This window comes from Priestia sp. USM5 (assembly GCF_058323215.1).
Genome location: NZ_JBSGKN010000001.1, coordinates 4,528,776 through 4,547,500 on the forward strand (window position 1 = coordinate 4,528,776; position 18,725 = coordinate 4,547,500).

Below are 18,725 nucleotides of genomic sequence, written 5' to 3' on the forward strand. Positions count from 1 at the left end.
GGTTTTAACGGAATAACCTCCCACTAATAAAGGTTGCGAGCATAGGAAAACTTCCATTTCTCGCAACCTTCTAACACCCAATCAAATGGAATTAGTCTTCAACTACGATTCCCATACTGCGCGCTGTACCTTCTACCATGCGCATTGCAGATTCAACGCTAGCAGCGTTTAAGTCAGGCATTTTAGTTTCAGCAATCTCACGCACTTTGTCACGCTTGACTGTTGCAACTTTATTACGGTTTGGTTCACCAGAACCAGACTCAATACCAGCCGCTTTCTTAAGTAGTACAGCAGCAGGTGGAGTTTTCGTAATAAATGTAAATGAACGGTCTTCAAATACCGTGATTTCAACAGGAATGATAAGACCAGCTTGATCAGCTGTGCGAGCGTTAAACTCCTTACAGAAACCCATGATGTTAACACCGGCTTGACCTAATGCAGGACCAACTGGTGGCGCTGGATTTGCTTTACCTGCAGGAATTTGTAACTTAACAAGTTTAATTACTTTTTTAGCCACGAGACACACCTCCTTAAGTCCGTGATGTGGTAATAGGGCGATGCCCTCCCACTCAATGTTCTTTATATATAAAATAAAGAAATAGTTGTTTTAGTCTCTAGTTTTGAGACATACTGACTTATGAAATATTAACATTAAACTTCATGAATTGCAAGGTCTTACAGATTATATTTTTTCAATTTGTGTAAAGTCTAGCTCTACTGGCGTTTGTCTTCCGAACATATCGACATGAACCTTAACTTTACGTTTATCTGTATCGATTTCTTCAATGGTACCTTCGAAGTTTGCAAACGGACCTTCTTGAACCAATACTGTTTCTTTTAGTTCAAAGTCAAAGTCAGCATGCTGCTCGTCCATGCCCATTTGTTTTAAGATCATTTCTACTTCTTCTGGTAGAAGAGCAGTTGGCTTTGATCCAGAACCTGCTGAACCTACAAAGCCCGTAACTCCAGGTGTATTACGAACTACATACCATGAATCATCTGTCATGATGATTTCAACTAACACGTACCCTGGGAATACTTTTTTCTTTGTAATCTTTTCTTTGTTGTTCTTAATTTCTCTTTCTTCTTCTTCAGGAACAACAACGCGGAAAATTTTATCTTGCATACCCATTGTTTCTACGCGCTTTTCTAAATTTGTTTTTACTTTATTTTCATATCCAGAATAAGTATGGACTACATACCAATTTTTCTCCATTTCTGAGGACTATACGTCCTTCCCTCCCAGCTCACTATAAAATAAGATGTCCTAATCTATTGCACAGACAACGCACTAGGAAAATAGTTGACTCCTAGCACAATCATTCTTAAAGCAAATTAAAAAACCCGTCTCCGGGCTTTTCTGAAAAAAACATAATTTAGCTTTATTATACCATGATTTAAGTCAATTTATTCAAGGGATTAAACGAATAAGTGACGAAATTCCGTAATCAACTACTACAAAAAAGAGTGTCATAAATACAACTGTAGAAATAACAGTAATTGTATAACGAGTTAGCTCATTTTTTTTAGGCCAACTTACCTTCTTCATCTCACGCCCAACATCACGCAAGAAATTTCCTACACGGTTCATGTTTGTAACCTCCAATAAATTAAAAGGGGTATTAGTCTGTGCAGATTATTGATCTACTTTGTTTCACGATGAATCGTATGTGCGTTACACGTTTTGCAAAACTTCTTCATTTCTAAACGCTCTTCGTTTTGCTGTGTGTTTTTCATAGTCGTATAGTTACGACTAGCGCATTGCACACACGCAAGTACAACTTTTTTACGCATAATGTCAACCACCTATAGAGTGATAATGTCTATAAAAAAGTATCACAGACTTTCTTAGCATGTCAATATGAGGATAGAAGGCTACATTGTGATTTCACGAATCTCGAGGTAGCGCTCTAATTTCCTCTTCACACGCTGAAGTGCATTATCGATGGATTTGACGTGGCGGTTTAACTCTTCTGAAATCTCTTGATAAGATTGACCATCTAAATAAAGAACGAGAACTTTTCGCTCAAGATCACTTAACAGTTCAGCCATCTTTAATTCAATATCATCAAACTTCTCTCGATTAATGAGCAACTCTTCTGGATTTGCTACTTTTGTCCCCGAAATAACATCCATTAAGGTTCGGTCGGACTCTTCATCATATATTGGCTTGTCCAATGATACATAAGAGTTTAATGGAATATGTTTTTGCCTTGTTGCGGTTTTAATAGCGGTAATAATTTGCCTGGTAATGCAAAGTTCAGCAAAAGCTTTAAACGAAGTTAGCTTATCTTCTCTAAAATCTCTAATTGCCTTGTATAACCCTATCATACCTTCTTGTACAATATCTTCACGGTCTGCCCCAATTAAAAAATACGACCGCGCCTTTGCTCGCACAAAGTTTTTGTATTTATGAATCAAATACTCTAATGCGTCAATATCGCCTTTATGCACAAGATCGACAACTGTTTCATCCTCTTGTTGTTCGAAATGAGCATGCAGTTTTCTCCCATAAGTATCGCCCATATCGATCCCCCCGACCGCACAGTAGATAGAAATATTATACAGTAGCTAATTCCGTACCGTCAATAACCTCACCGCTGTCCCCGGCGCCATTTTTCGAAAATTTCGGCTACTTGATTGGAAAGTTGAATGCGTGCCGCTGGCTTTTGATTTTGAATAGACTTCACATCAAGATTAATATGTTTCTCAATTTGCTCAATTTCGTTGTACAATTCTCGAGCAGAAATTCTAAGCGCACCTTGTCCAAAGATTGCCCACTGCTCCGTAAAATCAGATGTAGCAACATGAATCTGTGTCTTTACATTGTTTAGCTCTTGAGCCAGCTTTTCAATGTACTCATCCGCTGTTTCATTTTCTCGTGTGAATACAACGTCAACCTTATGATTTTTTGCCTTCTTTTCAATTCCTTCGACCATATGAGCATCGAAGACAATAATGACACGATACCCCATATATGCTTGATACTCTGCCATCTTTTCAATTAACAGGTCTCGAGCACCCGCTAAATCATTATCTCTAAGCTTTCTTAGGTCGGGCCACGCACCTATCATGTTATAACCATCCACCAGTAGAATATCCATTTTTATCCACCTAGAGGATGGCGTTTTCGGTAAACCTCATACATGAGAAGACTAGCTGCTACAGATGCATTTAACGATGTAACATGCCCAACCATTGGAAGCTGTACAAGAAAGTCGCATTTTTCACGAATCAAACGACTCATGCCTTTTCCTTCACTTCCAATCACTAACGTAAGCGGCATACCTCCATCTAAGTTGCGGTAATCGTCACTTTCTTTCGCATCCGTTCCAACAATCCATACGCCTCGATCTTTTAATTCATCAATCGTCCTTGATAGGTTTGTTACCCTTGCTACAGGAATATGTTCAATCGCTCCTGTAGACGCCTTTGCTACAGTGGCCGTTAATCCAACTGAACGGCGCTTTGGAATAATGATACCGTGTGCGCCAACGGCATCGGCTGTTCGCATAATAGAACCTAAATTATGGGGATCTTCGAGCTCATCTAACAGAAGGAAAAACGGACTTTCATTACGTTTTTCCGCTAAGTTAAATAAATCATCTAACTCTGCATACTGATAAGCAGCAACTTGTGCAGCTACTCCTTGATGAATACCGTCTACCATTTGCTCAATTTTCTTTTTCGGTACAAACTGCACCAATACACCATTACGTTTTGCTAACTGCGTGATTTGCCCCATAGAACCGCCTTGCGATCCTTCGGCAATCCATAGCTTGTTAATGTCACGCCCAGACTTTAGGGCTTCTAGGACCGGATTACGTCCAATGATAAATTCATGTTCCATGATTCATTCCTCCCTCTCCTTCATCGACGAAAGAGATAGCTTTAGTAATAAGTTCCATCATTCTTTCTTCTTCACCTAAAAGATACAAATAGCCTACGACCGCTTCAAATGCTGTACTGTAGCGATACGTTTGCACATCTGTGTTTTTAGGGACTGTACCAGACTTTGCATTGCGTCCTCGGCGCAGTACACCTTCTTCTTCTTCAGTAAAAAAGTTTTCATTTTTAAAATAATATACGATTTGTGCTTGTGCTTTTGCTGATACATATTTTTTAGCTTTATTATGAAGCTGGTTAGGGCGCACTGTCCCTAACACCAGCAGGTGGCGGCGAACATGTAAATCAAACACCGCATCACCCATATAAGCAAGAGCTAAGCTATTTAGCTGTTTTACATCTAATTTACTGCTGCTCATAACACTATTATCCTCTTTTCCATCTTGTTCCTTGCGCCGTATCTTCTAAAATAATATTTTTAGCCTTTAATTCATCTCGAATTTGATCTGCTAATTGGAAATTACGATCTTTACGAGCTTGAATACGATCTTGGATCAATTGATCAATTTCTTCGTCTAGAAGTTCAGCTTCTCCAAACGCAATGCCTATTGCAGCACCTAGTTCTTTAAACTCTTTAATAAAGGCTTCAATTACATCTGTAGACGTTGTTTGTTCTAATAAATACAAGTTAGCTTGCTTTGCTAGCTCGAACAGAACAGAAATGGCATTTGCCGTATTAAAATCATCATCCATCTCTTCAACAAAGGTTTCGCGGAGCTCTTTTAGCTTTTCGAACCATTCTGAAGCATCTTCTTGAAGATTTGTTGCTGCCTCTAGACGGTGAGTTAAGTTGCCGTAAGCTGTTTGCAGACGCTCAAACCCTTTGCGCGTATTCTCTAAAATTTCTTCGTTATAGTTAATTGGGTGACGATAGTGAACAGATAAAATAAAGAATCGAAGTAGAGAAGGATCATGCTTTTTAATAATGTCATGAACTAACACGAAATTCCCTAGTGATTTAGACATCTTTTCATTATCAATATTGATATATCCGTTATGAAGCCAGTATTTCGCAAACGATTTCCCAGTGAGCGCTTCTGATTGAGCAATTTCATTTTCGTGATGAGGGAAAGCTAAATCCTGGCCGCCTGCGTGGATATCAATTGTATCACCTAAATACTTGCGCGCCATCGCCGAGCATTCAATATGCCAGCCTGGTCTTCCTTGACCCCAAGGGCTATCCCATGCAATCTCTCCATCTTTGGTTGCTTTCCAAAGAGTAAAGTCTAATGGATCTTCTTTCTTTTCTCCAACTTCGATGCGAGCACCGGATTGCAACTCATCAATGGACTGATGTGATAATTTTCCGTATCCTTCAAATTTACGCGTACGATAGTATACGTCGCCCTCTGACTCATACGCATAGCCTTTTTTCACCAGTTCATCAATGAACTCAATAATGATATCCATATTTTCAGTTACGCGTGGGTGCACATCGGCATGCTTGCATCCAAGAGCTGACGTATCTTCAAAGTAGGCATCGATAAAGCGGTTTGCGATCGTTGGAACATCTTCTCCTAACTCTTTTGCTGCCTTAATTAATTTATCATCCACATCTGTGAAGTTTGAGACATACTCCACGTCGTAGCCTCTAAATTCTAAATAGCGGCGCACCGTATCAAATACGATCGCAGGACGTGCATTTCCAATATGAATATAGTTATACACGGTCGGTCCGCACACGTACATTTTGACTTTGTTTTCTTCTAGCGGTACAAACGTCTCTTTTTGACGTGTTAACGTGTTATATAGCTTAATTGCCATGGTGAATCTTCCCTTCTTTTAATTCCTTTAATTGATTTTGCAGGTGTAAAATTTCTTTCTCTAGCTGTTTGAAACGCTCTGCATCTGGATCTGGCAAATCTTGATGATTCAAATCTTTTGGAATCCGGACGCCATTTTGAATGACGACTCGGCCAGGGATACCAACAACCGTTGAGTTTTCTGGGACGTCATTTAACACAACTGAGCCTGCTCCAATTTTGGAGTGCGCATGAATCGTAATCGATCCTAGCACTTTAGCACCTGTTGCAATTAAGACATTGTCTTCAATCGTCGGGTGACGCTTTCCTTTTTCTTTCCCTGTTCCTCCGAGTGTTACTCCTTGATATACTGTTACATTATCTCCAATTTCGCACGTTTCCCCAATAACAATTCCCATTCCGTGGTCAATAAAAAAGCGGCGGCCAATTTTCGCACCCGGATGAATTTCAATCCCTGTGAAGAATCGGCTAATTTGTGAGATTACACGTGCCAGAAAAAACCACTTTCTTTTAAAAAGCCCGTGAGCGAATCTATGTGCCCAAATAGCATGCAACCCTGAATAGGTTAATATCACTTCAATATAACTTCTTGCTGCAGGATCTTGTTCAAATATGGCCTCAATGTCTTCCTTTAACAACTTTAGCATCATCTCACCCCAATTCCGCTATTCCTCTATCTACTCATTGATTGTATAAAAAAACGCCCCTATGTCAAATGACACAGAGACGTATATACGCGGTTCCACTCTGTTTGGATCAACAAACAATCCCAACTCTTCTCTCATAACGTGAAAGTAACCGCTTTTGCCTACTTACTTAGTAGCATTCAACAAAAGACTCAAAGGCGCACTTCAACAAGTTTTGTCATAGGTTACTTTCAGCCGGTGATAACCCTCTCTGATATGCAATGAACTTGCCTACTCTTCCTTCTCAACGATATCCATATTTGATTATTTTATCATATGGGCAAAATAGAAATTTGTTAACTATAAATGCTTTCTAGACGAGCTAAAACTGTTTCTTTCCCTAAAAGAGAAATAGCTTTTGGAAGCTCGGGACCGTGTGTTTCGCCTGTTGTTGCTACACGAATTGGCATAAATAGTTTTTTACCTTTTTGACCTGTTGCTTTTTGTACAGCCTTTGTTGCTGCCTTAATTTCATCAGCGCTGAATTCTTCTAAGGAAGAAATCTCTTCAGCAAATGCTTTTAACACTTCCGGTACTTGTTCTTCAGCAAGTACTGCTTTTGCTTCTTCACTGTAATCAATTTCTTTCTTAAAGAACATTTCAGTAAGTTCAACAATCTCAGCGCCAAAGCTCATTTGTTCTTGGTATAGAGCGACTAAGTCACGTACCCATTGTTCTGTTTCTGCATCGCGCGTTTCTTCAACTTTTCCAGCTTTCACTAAGTGAGGAACTGATAAAGCTACTACCTCGTCTAAATCCAATTGTTTCATGTATTGGTTGTTCATCCAACGTAATTTGCTTGTATCAAATAGTGCTGGAGATTTTGATAAACGAGCTGGGTCAAAAATTTCAATAAACTGTTCTTTAGAGAAAATTTCTTCTTCTCCCACAGGTGACCAGCCAAGCATTGTAATAAAATTAAATAGTGCTTCTGGCAAGTAGCCTAATTCTTTATATTGCTCGATAAACTGAATGATTGACTCATCACGTTTACTTAGCTTGCGACGATTTTCATTTACGATTAACGTCATATGACCAAATACAGGAGGCGTCCAACCTAAAGCTTCATACACAAGAATTTGCTTCGGTGTATTGGAAATATGGTCATCTCCGCGTAGAACATGTGTCATCTTCATTAGATAATCATCAATGGCTACAGCGTAGTTATATGTTGGTGTACCGTCTTTTTTCACAATAACGAAATCACCAATGCCTTCAGACTCAAACGATACTTCATCTTTGACAATATCATTCCACTTAATTTCTGTGTTACTAGGAACACGGAAGCGAATGCTCGGCTCACGGCCTTCTGCTTCTAGTTCAGCACGCTGTTCAGCTGTTAAGTTACGGCACTTACCTGAATAGCGCGGCATTTGACTGTTCGCCTGCTGTTCTTCACGCTCTTTTTCAAGCTCTTCTGACGTACAGTAACAGTGATAAGCTAATCCTTTTTCAAGAAGTTCTTCCGTATATTTTTGATAGATTTCCGTACGTTCAGACTGGCGGTAAGGACCGTACTCCCCGCCTACGTCGATACTTTCATCCCATTCAATACCTAACCATTTTAAATAGCGCAGCTGACTTTCTTCGCCGCCTTCGATATTACGCTTTTGATCTGTATCTTCAATACGGATAATAAATTTACCGTTTTGATTTCGTGCAAATAAATAATTAAATAGTGCTGTTCTTGCATTCCCTATATGAAGATGTCCAGTTGGACTCGGGGCATAACGAACTCTTACTTCGCTTGACATAACTAAGATGACCTCCAATTTAATATTACTTATAGTATGTATTTATATGTTTTAGACATGTTCTAATTTTATCACCAAATAGGTATCTGTCAAAGTCAACTGTTTTTATTTTTGATAAACTAAAACGGCTGCTTGGGCAGCGATTCCTTCTTCACGTCCCGTAAAACCTAACTTTTCTGTTGTTGTTGCCTTGACGTTAATTTGAGAAATGCTTGCTTCTAACAGCTGCGCAATACGCTCTCTCATTGGTTCAATGTAAGGAGCCATTTTAGGTTTTTGCGCGATAATCGTGCAATCTACATTGCTTAATTCATAACCTTCATCTTTTAGTAGTTTCCATACGTGTTGAAGAAGCTTTGCTGAATCAGCATCTTTAAATTCAGGGTCTGTATCCGGAAAATGCTTTCCGATATCTCCTTTAGCCGCCGCTCCTAATAAGGCATCTGCGATTGTATGTAATAGCACATCTGCATCTGAGTGGCCTAATAATCCTTTTTCATACGGAATTTCTAAACCGCCGATGATTAAAGGTCTTCCTTCTGCAAATTCATGTACGTCGAAACCTTGTCCTACTCGAATGTTCATTTTTCCACTCCTTCAGTCCTGTTTAGCTTTGTTAATATAGCTTCTGCATATAACAAATCTTCTGGTGTTGTTAGTTTTATATTATCGTAATTTCCCTCTACAATCGATACTTTTTGTCCTGCTTTTTCTACTAAGCTTGCATCATCGGTGCCTAAGTATTCATTTGTTTTTGCTTTTTCGTGTGCATCCATTACTACATCAAAAAGAAAAGCCTGCGGCGTTTGAATAGCCCACAAGCTAGAGCGCTCAACTGTTTCAATGACAGTCCCCTGTTCCACACGCTTAATTGTGTCTTTTACTGGAACAGCCAGTACAGCAGCCTTATCACTAGCAGCTTTTTCTACTAACTCATGGATTGTGTTTTGTTGAACAAATGGTCGAGCGCCATCATGAATTAATACCATCTGAGCCTGCTTTAGACTTTTAAGGCCGTTATAAACGCTATGTTGACGTTCATCGCCTCCAACTGTCAATGATTGAACCTTTTGAATTGGATATTCAGCTAATAACTCTTCAAAAATCGCCACTTCTTTTTCGTTTACAACTAGTACAATTCCACTGCACCAAGGATCTTGTTCGAATTTTTGCAGCGTATGAATGATAAGCGGAACGTTTTGAATAGTTAAAAATTGTTTGTTCCGCCCCGCTTTCATTCGCTTCCCCTGCCCTGCAGCTAAAACGATAATTTCATACTTCATAGGTATACTCCCTTTACCTGTTACGTCACAGTGCTTTTTCTAATAACTTGGGTTTCGCAAAAATCATACGGCCTGCTGAGGTTTGGAGTACGCTCGTCACCAGTACATCAATTTGCTTTCCAATGTAATTTCTTCCTTCTTCTACCACGATCATTGTACCGTCATCAAGATAGGCAATACCTTGATTATGCTCTTTACCGTCTTTTATAACCAACACATTCATTTCTTCTCCCGGAAGCACAATTGGCTTAACGGCATTTGCTAAGTCATTAATATTTAAGACGCCGACATTTTGAAGTTCACATACTTTATTTAAATTAAAGTCGTTTGTAACGACCAACCCAGAAGTCAGCTTTGCCAATTTGACCAGCTTACTGTCCACTTCTTGAATGTCTTCGAAATCGCCTTCATAAATTTCTACCTTCATTGCCAGTTCCTTTTGAATACGGTTTAGAATATCTAGACCTCGTCTACCTCTGTTTCGTTTTAGAACATCCGACGAATCAGCAATATGCTGAAGTTCCTCAAGCACAAAGCGCGGAATAACAATCGTTCCGTCTAAAAATCCTGTTTGACAAATATCTGCGATACGACCGTCAATAATAACGCTTGTATCTAAAATTTTAAGAGACTTTAGTGATTCTTCATTATCTGCTTCTTCTTCTTGCCCTTTTTTCTTCCCAATTCGAGATGGCATGGAAAACACGTTCACAAGCTCATCACGTTTTTTAAACCCGACTTGAAACCCTAAGTAACCTAAAAGAATACTTAGAAAGATTGGTAAAATGGTACTTACTACTTGAAGTTGAATTCTGCCTAAAAAAGCTCCGACCAAGTAGGCCACAATAAGCCCTAAAATCAATCCTAAGCTACCAAAAAGTACATCCGTTACAGGCGCCTTCAGCAACGCCTCTTCCACTCGGCGAATTAATTCAACTATATAATCAACAATCCAAAACGTGACAAGGAAAAACAATATAGCTCCCAGTATTGCATCGACGTAAGGTTTTTCTAGAAATGCTACATCTTGCAGATTTAATAATTGAATAAGTTCAGGTATAAAAAAGACGCCCAATGTACCACCTGTAATAATAAAAAATAACTGTACAAAACGTTTTAACACGCCTTCACCTCCCTTTATCATTATAAACAGTTTACAATGATTGAAACCTGTTATTTAACCAAAAAACAGAATTTGTAAACAAACTGTCACTTTTTTTGTATTTTCACAATATCTTAATGAATCAAACATTTAATGTCAATTAATATCCTATAGCTGACGGTTTGTAAGATGCTGCTCTTTTAGTCTTTTTAGGCCTTCTCTGATTTTCCTTGCTCGAATTTCACCGATGCCTTCTACCTCATCCAATTCTTCTACCGACGCATCTGCTATCGTTTTTAAATCCCCTAATTCATCAATGAGATTTTCAATAATAATCGATGGAAGTCTTGGAATTTTATGAAGCATTCGATACCCTCTAGGAATAACGCTGTCTTCAAAGCTTGTATACATAGGATATCCCATTAAGCGAAGGAGCGTTTGGTCATCGAGAAGAACATTATTTGACGGCTGCTGCATGCGTTCAATTACTCGGTAAGGGTCAAAGCTGAGGTCATACATATAATCTTTGATTAATAAAGTTGCTTCTTCCTCTAAGTGAGAAAGCAGTTCATTCATTTGGAGACGAATTAGCCTTCCTTCTGTTCCTAACTCGCTAATATAGCTCAAAATTTCATTTTTAATACGCAAAACCATTTCTGTACGATGAAGCGACTGCAGCACATCTGTGTGAGTTACTTGCTCTTCAAACTCTAATGCACTGAGACTTGTAATCGATTCATCTAATACCGCCTTGTACTTTTCAAGGGTTCCAAGCGCTTGATTCGCTTTTGCTAGAATAACGCTAATGTCTTTCAATACATACTGAAGAGACCCTTTGTAAAGCGTAATCACATTCCGTCTTTGTGAAATGGCTATCACCAATACACCTGACTGCTTAGCTACGCGCTCCGCTGTACGGTGACGCATTCCTGTCTGTGAAGAAGGAGTAGAGGGATCTGGCATGAGCTGAGCATTAGCAAACAATATCTTGCTTCCGCTGTCGTTTAAAATAAGCGCTCCATCCATTTTGGCTAACTCGTATAAATGCGCAGGTGTAAATGCACAATTAATCGAAAATCCTCCATCTACCATCTTTTTGACTTGTTCATTGTAGCCCATAACAATTAAGCCGCCCGTCTTTGCCCGCAAGACGTTATCGATACCGTCACGAATAGGGGTTCCTGGTGCTACAAACTGCAGAATTTCTGATATTTGTTTTTGACTAACTGTTGTTTTTTCTCCTTCCACTGCTTATCCTCCTAATGTATATTGCAGAGCCTCCGCTACTGTTGATACCCCAATCACATCAATACCATCTGGGACTTTCCATCCTCCTAAATTTTTCTCCGGAATAATAATTCGTTGGAACCCTAATTTTACCGCTTCTTGAACGCGCTGTTCAATTCTAGACACTCGGCGTACTTCGCCTGTTAATCCTACCTCTCCTACAATAACATCTGTAGCGCTAGAAGCAGCATCTCTGAAGCTTGAAGCAATGCTAACGGCTACAGCTAAATCGATTGCTGGTTCATCTAATTTCACTCCACCTGCTACTTTTAAATAAGCATCTTGATTCTGCAGCAGCATTCCTACACGCTTTTCTAAGACAGCCATGATAAGCGAAACGCGATTATGATCTACTCCTGTCGCCATTCTTCTAGGGTTTCCAAAGCTCGTTGGACTGATTAGCGCCTGCAGCTCTACTAATACGGGTCTTGTCCCTTCCATTGAAGCGACAACAACCGAACCTGCTGCTCCCTGAGACCGTTCTTCTAGAAAGATTTCAGATGGATTCAATACTTCTTCTAGCCCACTTTCTTTCATTTCAAAAATGCCCATTTCATTTGTAGATCCAAATCGGTTCTTAACCGCTCTTAATATACGATACGTATGATGGCGCTCTCCTTCAAAATAAAGAACCGTATCTACCATATGTTCAAGAAGTCTTGGACCCGCAATGGCCCCTTCTTTCGTTACATGACCCACAATAAAGATGGCAATGCCATTCGTTTTAGCAACACGCATTAGTTCAGCCGTACACTCTCGCACCTGTGAGACGCTTCCTGGCGCTGATGTCACATCAGCATGGTAAATGGTTTGAATTGAATCAATCACCACAAAATCAGGCTGCATGCTTGAGATGGCCTCTAGTATTAATTCTAAGTTTGTTTCTGCGTGAACATAAAGCTCTTCAGCTTTTACACCTAGCCTGTCCGCTCTTAACTTCGTTTGTTTGGTTGATTCCTCTCCCGAAATATATAGTACTTTATTTTGTTTCATTGCTAACTGCGCGGAGGTTTGCAAAAGTAAAGTAGACTTTCCGATACCCGGATCTCCCCCTATTAAAACGAGTGACCCTCTGACAATACCGCCTCCTAATACACGGTTTAACTCTGCAGAAGGTGTAAAAATCCGTGGTTCTGTTGTAGATTCAATCGCTGTAATTGACTGAGGTTTTTGAACTTTAGAAGCAGTAGCTCCGGAAAAAGCTCCTCGGCGTGATGATTTCGTTTCTTCCATTTCTTCCACCATCGAATTCCAGCTTCCGCATCCAGGACATTTCCCCATCCATTTTGCGGATTCATATCCGCAATGCTGACATGCAAATTTTGTTTTTCGTTTCGCCATTATGTTATCAATCTCTCCGTTCATTCAATCGATTTCTATCTCTATTGTACACTATTTCCTAAGCTAAAATAAAAAGGGAGGCATACGTGTTTTTTCGTATGCCTCGTCTTGGTTTGAGTAAATTTAGCTGATGCTGCTTGGAGCGGAGGATTTAACAACAAATTCTCCTTTGTCTACATCTAGCGTCACTTTCTGACCTTTTTGAACAACCCCTTTTAGCAGCTCTTCAGATAAACGGTCTTCAATATGTTTTTGAATTGCTCTACGAAGTGGACGAGCGCCGTATTCTGGGTCAAAACCTTCCTCTGCAATCTTATCAATTGCTTCTTTTGTTAATTCAAGATCAATTTCTTGCTCTTTTAAGCGTTTTGTTAACTGGTCCGCCATTAATTTAACGATTTCAGCTAAGTGAGGTTTCTCCAATGAATGGAAGACGATAATTTCATCGATACGGTTTAGGAACTCCGGACGGAATGCGCGCTTCATTTCCGCCATTACTTTTCCTTTCATATCTTTGTAGTCTTGGCCTTCTGCTTCTACTGTGAACCCTAAGTGCTTGCTTCGTTTTAATGTGTCCGCACCTACGTTTGATGTCATAATTAAAATCGTATTACGGAAATCGACTGTACGGCCTTTTGAATCTGTTAAGCGTCCATCTTCTAACACTTGTAATAAAATGTTAAATACATCCGGATGTGCTTTTTCAATTTCGTCTAAAAGAACAACTGAGTAAGGTTTTCTTCTTACTTTTTCCGTTAACTGGCCGCCTTCTTCGTATCCAACATATCCTGGAGGTGAACCTACTAAGCGTGAAGTAGAATGTTTCTCCATGTACTCAGACATATCGATACGAATCATTGCGTCTTCGTCGCCAAAGATTGACTCCGCTAATGCGCGTGCAAGCTCTGTTTTACCAACCCCTGTTGGTCCTAAGAAAATGAATGAACCAATTGGGCGTTTTGGATCTTTCAAGCCTGCTCTAGCACGGCGCACAGCTTTTGCAACTGCTTTTACCGCTTCTTCTTGCCCAATTACACGAGAGTGAAGAATCTCTTCCATGTTTAGCAGTCTTTCTGTCTCTTCCTGTGCCAGTTTAGAGACCGGTACACCCGTCCAGCTAGATACCACCATCGCAATATCTTCTACGGTTACAGCTGAGTTTTCTTTACCTTGCTGCTCTTTCCAAATTTTCTTTGTGTCTTCTAATTCTTCGCGTAGGCGTTGTTCTGTATCGCGTAAAGATGCTGCTTTTTCAAATTCTTGACTTTGAACAGACGCATCTTTTTCATTGCGTACTGATTCTAATTTTTGCTCTAATTCCTTTAAATTTGGTGGCGTTGTAAATGAACGTAAACGCACTTTTGAACCAGCTTCATCAATTAAATCGATTGCTTTATCCGGTAAGAAACGATCTGAAATATAGCGATCTGATAGTTTCACCGCTTGCTCGATTGCCTCATCAGAAATAGATACTCGGTGATGCGCTTCATAACGGTCACGAAGCCCTTTTAAGATTTGAATAGACTCTTCCAACGTTGGTTCATCCACTTGAATTGGCTGGAAGCGACGCTCTAACGCTGCATCTTTTTCAATATATTTTCTGTATTCATCTAAAGTCGTAGCACCGATACACTGAAGTTCTCCACGAGCAAGAGACGGTTTTAAAATATTAGAAGCATCGATAGCACCTTCTGCACCACCAGCGCCAATTAATGTGTGTAACTCATCGATAAAGAGAATGATATTACCTGCTTGACGAATTTCATCCATTACTTTCTTCAGGCGATCTTCAAATTCTCCGCGATATTTTGTACCAGCCACGACCGTTCCCATATCCAAAGTCATAACGCGTTTGTCACGTAAAATTTCTGGAACTTCATTGTTGACGATTTGCTGAGCCAAACCTTCAGCGATTGCCGTTTTACCGACACCTGGCTCCCCAATTAATACAGGATTGTTTTTTGTACGTCGGCTTAACACTTCAATAACACGCTGAATTTCTTTCCCACGTCCGATAACAGGGTCTAAGCTTCCTTCGCGCGCTACAACTGTTAAATCGCGTGCTAAGCTGTCTAGCGTAGGTGTATTGGCATTTGAAGAACCTCCGCCTTGATGGCTTGAAGCAGCTTCATTGCTACCTAATAAATGAAGTACTTGCTGACGAGCTTTATTTAGGCTGACACCTAGATTATTTAAAACGCGTGCTGCAACGCCTTCACCTTCACGAATTAAGCCTAGTAAGATATGTTCTGTTCCTACGTAAGAATGACCAAGCTTTCGGGCTTCATCCATTGAAAGTTCAATGACTTTTTTCGCTCGAGGTGTATAATGAATGGTCTGCGTTAATTCTTGGCCTCTGCCAATTAATGCTTCCACTTCTTTTTGAATTTTTTCAGTGCTTAGGCCTAGAGCAGAAAGAGCTTTTGCTGCAATTCCTTCACCTTCACGAACGATACCTAATAAAATGTGCTCCGTTCCAATGTTGTTGTGACCTAGGCGTAGTGCTTCTTCCTGTGCTAAAGCTAATACTTTTTGTGCGCGCTCTGTAAATCTACCAAACATCATATAATCGTCACCCTCCACGTTTAATTTGTGTTTTTATTTATAGTGAGACGTTCTCGAATTAAGGTGGCTCTTTTAATGTCACGTTCCTGAGGCTTTAGGGGCCCTCCCGAATACTTTTGTAAAAAGCCTGGCTGCGTCATAATGATAAGTTCATTCAATATATTTTGACTCAGTCCTTTTATATACCCTAAATCGATTCCTAATCGAACATCTGATAAACATTGTGAAGCTTCTTTGGACTCAATAATACGGCTATTGGCCAATACTCCATATGAACGATACACTCGATCTTCTAACTCTACATGAGATGTTTTAAACAGTGCGTCTCTTGCAGAGTGCTCTTGTGTAATTAACTGCTGTACGACACTATTTAAATCTGCCACAATATCTTCTTCAGATTTCCCTAAGGTTATCTGATTAGAAATTTGAAAGATATTCCCTAAAGCTTCGCTACCTTCTCCATAAATTCCTCTCACCACTAAGCCAAGCTGGTTAATAGCGGGAATAATACGATGAATTTGACGGGTCATCACTAAAGCCGGCAGATGCATCATCACAGATGCACGTAGCCCAGTACCCACATTTGTGGGACAGCTGGTTAAATACCCTCTATTTTCATCAAACGCATAATCTACGTATTTCTCAATCCAATTATCTACTTTATTCGCTGTGCTTAAAGCTTCAGATAATTGAAGGCCTGGAAATAAACATTGTATGCGTAAATGATCTTCTTCATTAACCATAATACTCAAATCTTCTTTTTCTGATAAAAAACAAGCTCCGTTGTTGTCTCCTTCAGCCAAGTTAGGACTGATAAGATGTTTTTCAACCAACACTTGCTTTTGAAGAGGCTGTAATTCGTTCATCTTTAGTAAATGCAAATTCCACTGATTGGTGTTCTCGCTTTTTTGAAAAACTTGCTCAAATACTCGAACCACTTCAACTGCTTGTTCTTTAGAAAAGAGAGTTGGAAAAAGATAATGAGTTAAATTTCGAGCCAGCCTGATTCGACTGCTTAGCACAATATCTGAATTCGAAGCTTCTTGACGCATCCAAGAGCTAACAGGCTGGGAAAAGAACAAATCCTGGGACATGAATTACGCTTCCTCCTCTCTCGATTCGTTCATCTTCTTTTCTAGTAATCGAATGTGATCTCGGAGTTCGGCTGCTTTCTCAAACTCCTCTTTTTCGATATACTCTTTTAAGTTCAATCTTAATGCCTGTAATTCCTTTTTTAAATGAAGATTACTTGCAATTCTTGCTGGTATTTTTCCATGATGTAGATAATTACCTCCATGCAGCCTCTTCAAGAAAGGAATAAGAGGTCGCTCAAATGTTTTGTAGCAATCTGCACATCCAAACCTGCCGATTTTAGCAAATTTTTGATATGTCATGCCACAAGTAGGACAAGAAAGAACGTCCTGACTTTGTTTCTTATAATTTTCAGTTACTGCTGGGTCTAGGTTAAGTAGGCCAGCTAGTAAGTTATTGATTGAAAAACCTTGCTGATTTGAAAAAGAAAATGCATCTCCATTTTCTGAAGCGCATTGTTCACATACGTGCATCTCCGTCTTTTCACCATTAATAATTTTTGTGAAGTGAAGAGTTGCAGGTCTCGTTTCACATTGCTGACAAATCATCCTGTCATCACTCCCTGTTCTAAATAAAATAGATCATGAGCTTATCGGTAGCGTAATGAATTAAGCATTGCTTTTAAAAGATTGGCTCTTAGCTCATCACGATAAGGAAGTTCAATATTAATAACTGAACGATTGATAACGCTCAACATGATTTTTGCTTCTCGTTCTGTGATGACTTTTTCTTCAACTAACCTAATAATGACATTTTCAGCACTTACTTGTGAAATTTCATTTTGAATCATCTCAATCACTTGCTGAAACAAATCCGCTGCATCATGCATTTTTACTTTTGCAATACGAATAAATCCGCCGCCGCCTCGCTTACTTTCTACAAGATAACCTCTCTCAACCGTAAAGCGGGTATTGATAACGTAATTAATTTGCGACGGAACGCATTGAAATTTATCAGCAATCTCACTGCGCCTTATTTCAACAATTTCTCTTTCACTTAATTCAAGTACTTGTTTTAAATACTGTTCGATAATGTCAGAGATATTTGGCACGCTGCCCCCTCCTTCTGACTTTGACTATATTTGACCTTAATTTAAATATAAAAGGAAACGAAAAAATTTTCAACTATGTACTATTAAAGTTTATTCTTTACTTTTATCGTTGCCACTAAAATTTATTTCAAAACCTGCAAATCGCGAATTTTATTGTTCTTACTATACTTTTTCATAAAACAAATAAATTGTAAACAAAAAAGGACTAGCTAAAATAGCTAGTCCTTTTTCAGGTGCCTGGCAACGTCCTACTCTCACAGGGACAAAGTCCCAACTACCATTGGCGCTAAAGAGCTTAACTTCCGTGTTCGGTATGGGAACGGGTGTGACCTCTTCGCTATCGCCACCAGACAAGAGATTGCTCTCTCAAAACTAGGTAACAGTTTGCTGAGTAAAGCTTACGCTTTTAAAAGTTTGGTTAAGTCCTCGATCGATTAGTATCAGTCAGCTACACATGTCGCCACGCTTCCACCTCTGACCTATCAACCTGATCATCTTTCAGGGATCTTACTAGCTTGCGCTATGGGAAATCTCATCTTGAGGGGGGCTTCATGCTTAGATGCTTTCAGCACTTATCCCGTCCACACATAGCTACCCAGCGATGCCTTTGGCAAGACAACTGGTACACCAGCGGTGTGTCCATCCCGGTCCTCTCGTACTAAGGACAGCTCCTCTCAAATTTCCTACGCCCACGACGGATAGGGACCGAACTGTCTCACGACGTTCTGAACCCAGCTCGCGTACCGCTTTAATGGGCGAACAGCCCAACCCTTGGGACCGACTACAGCCCCAGGATGCGATGAGCCGACATCGAGGTGCCAAACCTCCCCGTCGATGTGGACTCTTGGGGGAGATAAGCCTGTTATCCCCGGGGTAGCTTTTATCCGTTGAGCGA

General features: G+C 39.9%; 20 protein-coding genes, 2 rRNA genes and 1 other annotated feature (1 of these 23 only partly in view). All 22 genes read right to left on the reverse strand.

The features are described from left to right. Nucleotides 1-91: 91 nt before the first annotated feature. A complete protein-coding gene (gene rplK, locus ACWATA_RS23840) occupies nucleotides 92-517 on the reverse strand; it encodes a 50S ribosomal protein L11 (protein WP_013054914.1) in 426 nt (141 codons plus the stop codon). A gap of 165 nt (nucleotides 518-682) precedes the next feature. Next, the gene (gene nusG / locus ACWATA_RS23845) at nucleotides 683-1,216 is read right to left on the reverse strand and encodes a transcription termination/antitermination protein NusG (protein ID WP_014462032.1); all 534 of its coding nucleotides are present in this window, start codon (nucleotides 1,214-1,216) and stop codon (nucleotides 683-685) included. 195 nt (nucleotides 1,217-1,411) lie between these two features. Continuing rightward, nucleotides 1,412-1,591, reverse strand: coding sequence for a preprotein translocase subunit SecE (secE, locus tag ACWATA_RS23850; protein WP_013054912.1), 180 nt, complete (start codon nucleotides 1,589-1,591; stop codon nucleotides 1,412-1,414). Between the two features lie 53 nt (nucleotides 1,592-1,644). Next, the gene (rpmG, locus tag ACWATA_RS23855; protein ID WP_013081365.1) at nucleotides 1,645-1,794 is read right to left on the reverse strand and encodes a 50S ribosomal protein L33; all 150 of its coding nucleotides are present in this window, start codon (nucleotides 1,792-1,794) and stop codon (nucleotides 1,645-1,647) included. A gap of 81 nt (nucleotides 1,795-1,875) precedes the next feature. Next, nucleotides 1,876-2,526 carry an RNA polymerase sporulation sigma factor SigH gene (gene sigH, locus ACWATA_RS23860; RefSeq protein WP_028412660.1) on the reverse strand — a complete coding sequence of 217 codons (651 nt, stop codon included), beginning with the start codon at nucleotides 2,524-2,526 and terminating at the stop codon, nucleotides 1,876-1,878. A gap of 68 nt (nucleotides 2,527-2,594) precedes the next feature. Continuing rightward, complete coding sequence (locus tag ACWATA_RS23865; protein ID WP_013081364.1) at nucleotides 2,595-3,104, reverse strand: NYN domain-containing protein; 510 nt, start codon at nucleotides 3,102-3,104, stop codon at nucleotides 2,595-2,597. A gap of 2 nt (nucleotides 3,105-3,106) precedes the next feature. Beyond that, on the reverse strand, nucleotides 3,107-3,850 hold the full coding sequence (gene rlmB / locus ACWATA_RS23870; protein WP_473050198.1) for a 23S rRNA (guanosine(2251)-2'-O)-methyltransferase RlmB: 744 nt from the start codon (nucleotides 3,848-3,850) through the stop codon (nucleotides 3,107-3,109). Further along, the gene (locus tag ACWATA_RS23875) at nucleotides 3,840-4,265 is read right to left on the reverse strand and encodes a Mini-ribonuclease 3 (protein WP_013054907.1); all 426 of its coding nucleotides are present in this window, start codon (nucleotides 4,263-4,265) and stop codon (nucleotides 3,840-3,842) included. Before ACWATA_RS23875 ends, rlmB begins: the two co-directional genes overlap by 11 nt. Nucleotides 4,266-4,272: 7 nt before the next feature. After that, nucleotides 4,273-5,670 carry a cysteine--tRNA ligase gene (cysS, locus tag ACWATA_RS23880; protein WP_033580789.1) on the reverse strand — a complete coding sequence of 466 codons (1,398 nt, stop codon included), beginning with the start codon at nucleotides 5,668-5,670 and terminating at the stop codon, nucleotides 4,273-4,275. Further along, entirely contained in the window at nucleotides 5,660-6,316 is a 657-nt protein-coding gene (gene cysE / locus ACWATA_RS23885) for a serine O-acetyltransferase (RefSeq protein ID WP_025753192.1), read from the reverse strand. Before cysE ends, cysS begins: the two co-directional genes overlap by 11 nt. A gap of 72 nt (nucleotides 6,317-6,388) precedes the next feature. Further along, nucleotides 6,389-6,612 (reverse strand) — a binding site (T-box leader). Between the two features lie 39 nt (nucleotides 6,613-6,651). Continuing rightward, the gene (gene gltX / locus ACWATA_RS23890; protein WP_028412658.1) at nucleotides 6,652-8,109 is read right to left on the reverse strand and encodes a glutamate--tRNA ligase; all 1,458 of its coding nucleotides are present in this window, start codon (nucleotides 8,107-8,109) and stop codon (nucleotides 6,652-6,654) included. Between the two features lie 105 nt (nucleotides 8,110-8,214). Further along, nucleotides 8,215-8,694, reverse strand: a complete 480-nt coding sequence (ispF, locus tag ACWATA_RS23895) for a 2-C-methyl-D-erythritol 2,4-cyclodiphosphate synthase (RefSeq protein WP_013054903.1) — start codon at nucleotides 8,692-8,694, stop codon at nucleotides 8,215-8,217. Further along, complete coding sequence (gene ispD / locus ACWATA_RS23900; protein WP_098113321.1) at nucleotides 8,691-9,392, reverse strand: 2-C-methyl-D-erythritol 4-phosphate cytidylyltransferase; 702 nt, start codon at nucleotides 9,390-9,392, stop codon at nucleotides 8,691-8,693. Before ispD ends, ispF begins: the two co-directional genes overlap by 4 nt. 25 nt (nucleotides 9,393-9,417) lie before the next feature. Then, nucleotides 9,418-10,515: a PIN/TRAM domain-containing protein gene (locus ACWATA_RS23905; RefSeq protein ID WP_014462040.1), complete on the reverse strand. Its 1,098-nt coding sequence runs from the start codon at nucleotides 10,513-10,515 to the stop codon at nucleotides 9,418-9,420. Between the two features lie 147 nt (nucleotides 10,516-10,662). After that, entirely contained in the window at nucleotides 10,663-11,742 is a 1,080-nt protein-coding gene (gene disA, locus ACWATA_RS23910; RefSeq protein WP_013054900.1) for a DNA integrity scanning diadenylate cyclase DisA, read from the reverse strand. A 3-nt stretch (nucleotides 11,743-11,745) separates the two neighbouring features. Further along, nucleotides 11,746-13,122: a DNA repair protein RadA gene (gene radA / locus ACWATA_RS23915; protein ID WP_013054899.1), complete on the reverse strand. Its 1,377-nt coding sequence runs from the start codon at nucleotides 13,120-13,122 to the stop codon at nucleotides 11,746-11,748. 123 nt (nucleotides 13,123-13,245) lie between these two features. After that, the gene (gene clpC / locus ACWATA_RS23920; protein ID WP_014462041.1) at nucleotides 13,246-15,687 is read right to left on the reverse strand and encodes an ATP-dependent protease ATP-binding subunit ClpC; all 2,442 of its coding nucleotides are present in this window, start codon (nucleotides 15,685-15,687) and stop codon (nucleotides 13,246-13,248) included. A gap of 20 nt (nucleotides 15,688-15,707) precedes the next feature. Further along, entirely contained in the window at nucleotides 15,708-16,781 is a 1,074-nt protein-coding gene (mcsB, locus tag ACWATA_RS23925) for a protein-arginine kinase McsB (protein ID WP_013054897.1), read from the reverse strand. A gap of 3 nt (nucleotides 16,782-16,784) precedes the next feature. After that, nucleotides 16,785-17,327: a protein-arginine kinase activator protein McsA gene (gene mcsA / locus ACWATA_RS23930; protein WP_028412656.1), complete on the reverse strand. Its 543-nt coding sequence runs from the start codon at nucleotides 17,325-17,327 to the stop codon at nucleotides 16,785-16,787. A 41-nt stretch (nucleotides 17,328-17,368) separates the two neighbouring features. Continuing rightward, nucleotides 17,369-17,830, reverse strand: coding sequence for a CtsR family transcriptional regulator (locus tag ACWATA_RS23935; RefSeq protein WP_013054895.1), 462 nt, complete (start codon nucleotides 17,828-17,830; stop codon nucleotides 17,369-17,371). A 235-nt stretch (nucleotides 17,831-18,065) separates the two neighbouring features. Further along, a 5S ribosomal RNA gene (gene rrf, locus ACWATA_RS23940) occupies nucleotides 18,066-18,181 on the reverse strand. A 63-nt stretch (nucleotides 18,182-18,244) separates the two neighbouring features. After that, nucleotides 18,245-18,725: ribosomal RNA gene (locus ACWATA_RS23945) — 23S ribosomal RNA — on the reverse strand; it runs 2,455 nt beyond the window's last position.

Coding starts and splice junctions, on each gene's coding strand:
- nusG (WP_014462032.1), bottom strand. CDS start 1,216: ATGGAGAAAAATTGGTATGTAGTCCATACTTATTCTGGATATGAAAAT.
- secE (WP_013054912.1), bottom strand. CDS start 1,591: ATGAACCGTGTAGGAAATTTCTTGCGTGATGTTGGGCGTGAGATGAAG.
- rpmG (WP_013081365.1), bottom strand. CDS start 1,794: ATGCGTAAAAAAGTTGTACTTGCGTGTGTGCAATGCGCTAGTCGTAAC.
- sigH (WP_028412660.1), bottom strand. CDS start 2,526: ATGGGCGATACTTATGGGAGAAAACTGCATGCTCATTTCGAACAACAA.
- ACWATA_RS23865 (WP_013081364.1), bottom strand. CDS start 3,104: ATGGATATTCTACTGGTGGATGGTTATAACATGATAGGTGCGTGGCCC.
- rlmB (WP_473050198.1), bottom strand. CDS start 3,850: ATGGAACATGAATTTATCATTGGACGTAATCCGGTCCTAGAAGCCCTA.
- ACWATA_RS23875 (WP_013054907.1), bottom strand. CDS start 4,265: ATGAGCAGCAGTAAATTAGATGTAAAACAGCTAAATAGCTTAGCTCTT.
- cysS (WP_033580789.1), bottom strand. CDS start 5,670: ATGGCAATTAAGCTATATAACACGTTAACACGTCAAAAAGAGACGTTT.
- cysE (WP_025753192.1), bottom strand. CDS start 6,316: ATGCTAAAGTTGTTAAAGGAAGACATTGAGGCCATATTTGAACAAGAT.
- gltX (WP_028412658.1), bottom strand. CDS start 8,109: ATGTCAAGCGAAGTAAGAGTTCGTTATGCCCCGAGTCCAACTGGACAT.
- ispF (WP_013054903.1), bottom strand. CDS start 8,694: ATGAACATTCGAGTAGGACAAGGTTTCGACGTACATGAATTTGCAGAA.
- ispD (WP_098113321.1), bottom strand. CDS start 9,392: ATGAAGTATGAAATTATCGTTTTAGCTGCAGGGCAGGGGAAGCGAATG.
- radA (WP_013054899.1), bottom strand. CDS start 13,122: ATGGCGAAACGAAAAACAAAATTTGCATGTCAGCATTGCGGATATGAA.
- clpC (WP_014462041.1), bottom strand. CDS start 15,687: ATGATGTTTGGTAGATTTACAGAGCGCGCACAAAAAGTATTAGCTTTA.
- mcsB (WP_013054897.1), bottom strand. CDS start 16,781: ATGTCCCAGGATTTGTTCTTTTCCCAGCCTGTTAGCTCTTGGATGCGT.
- mcsA (WP_028412656.1), bottom strand. CDS start 17,327: ATGATTTGTCAGCAATGTGAAACGAGACCTGCAACTCTTCACTTCACA.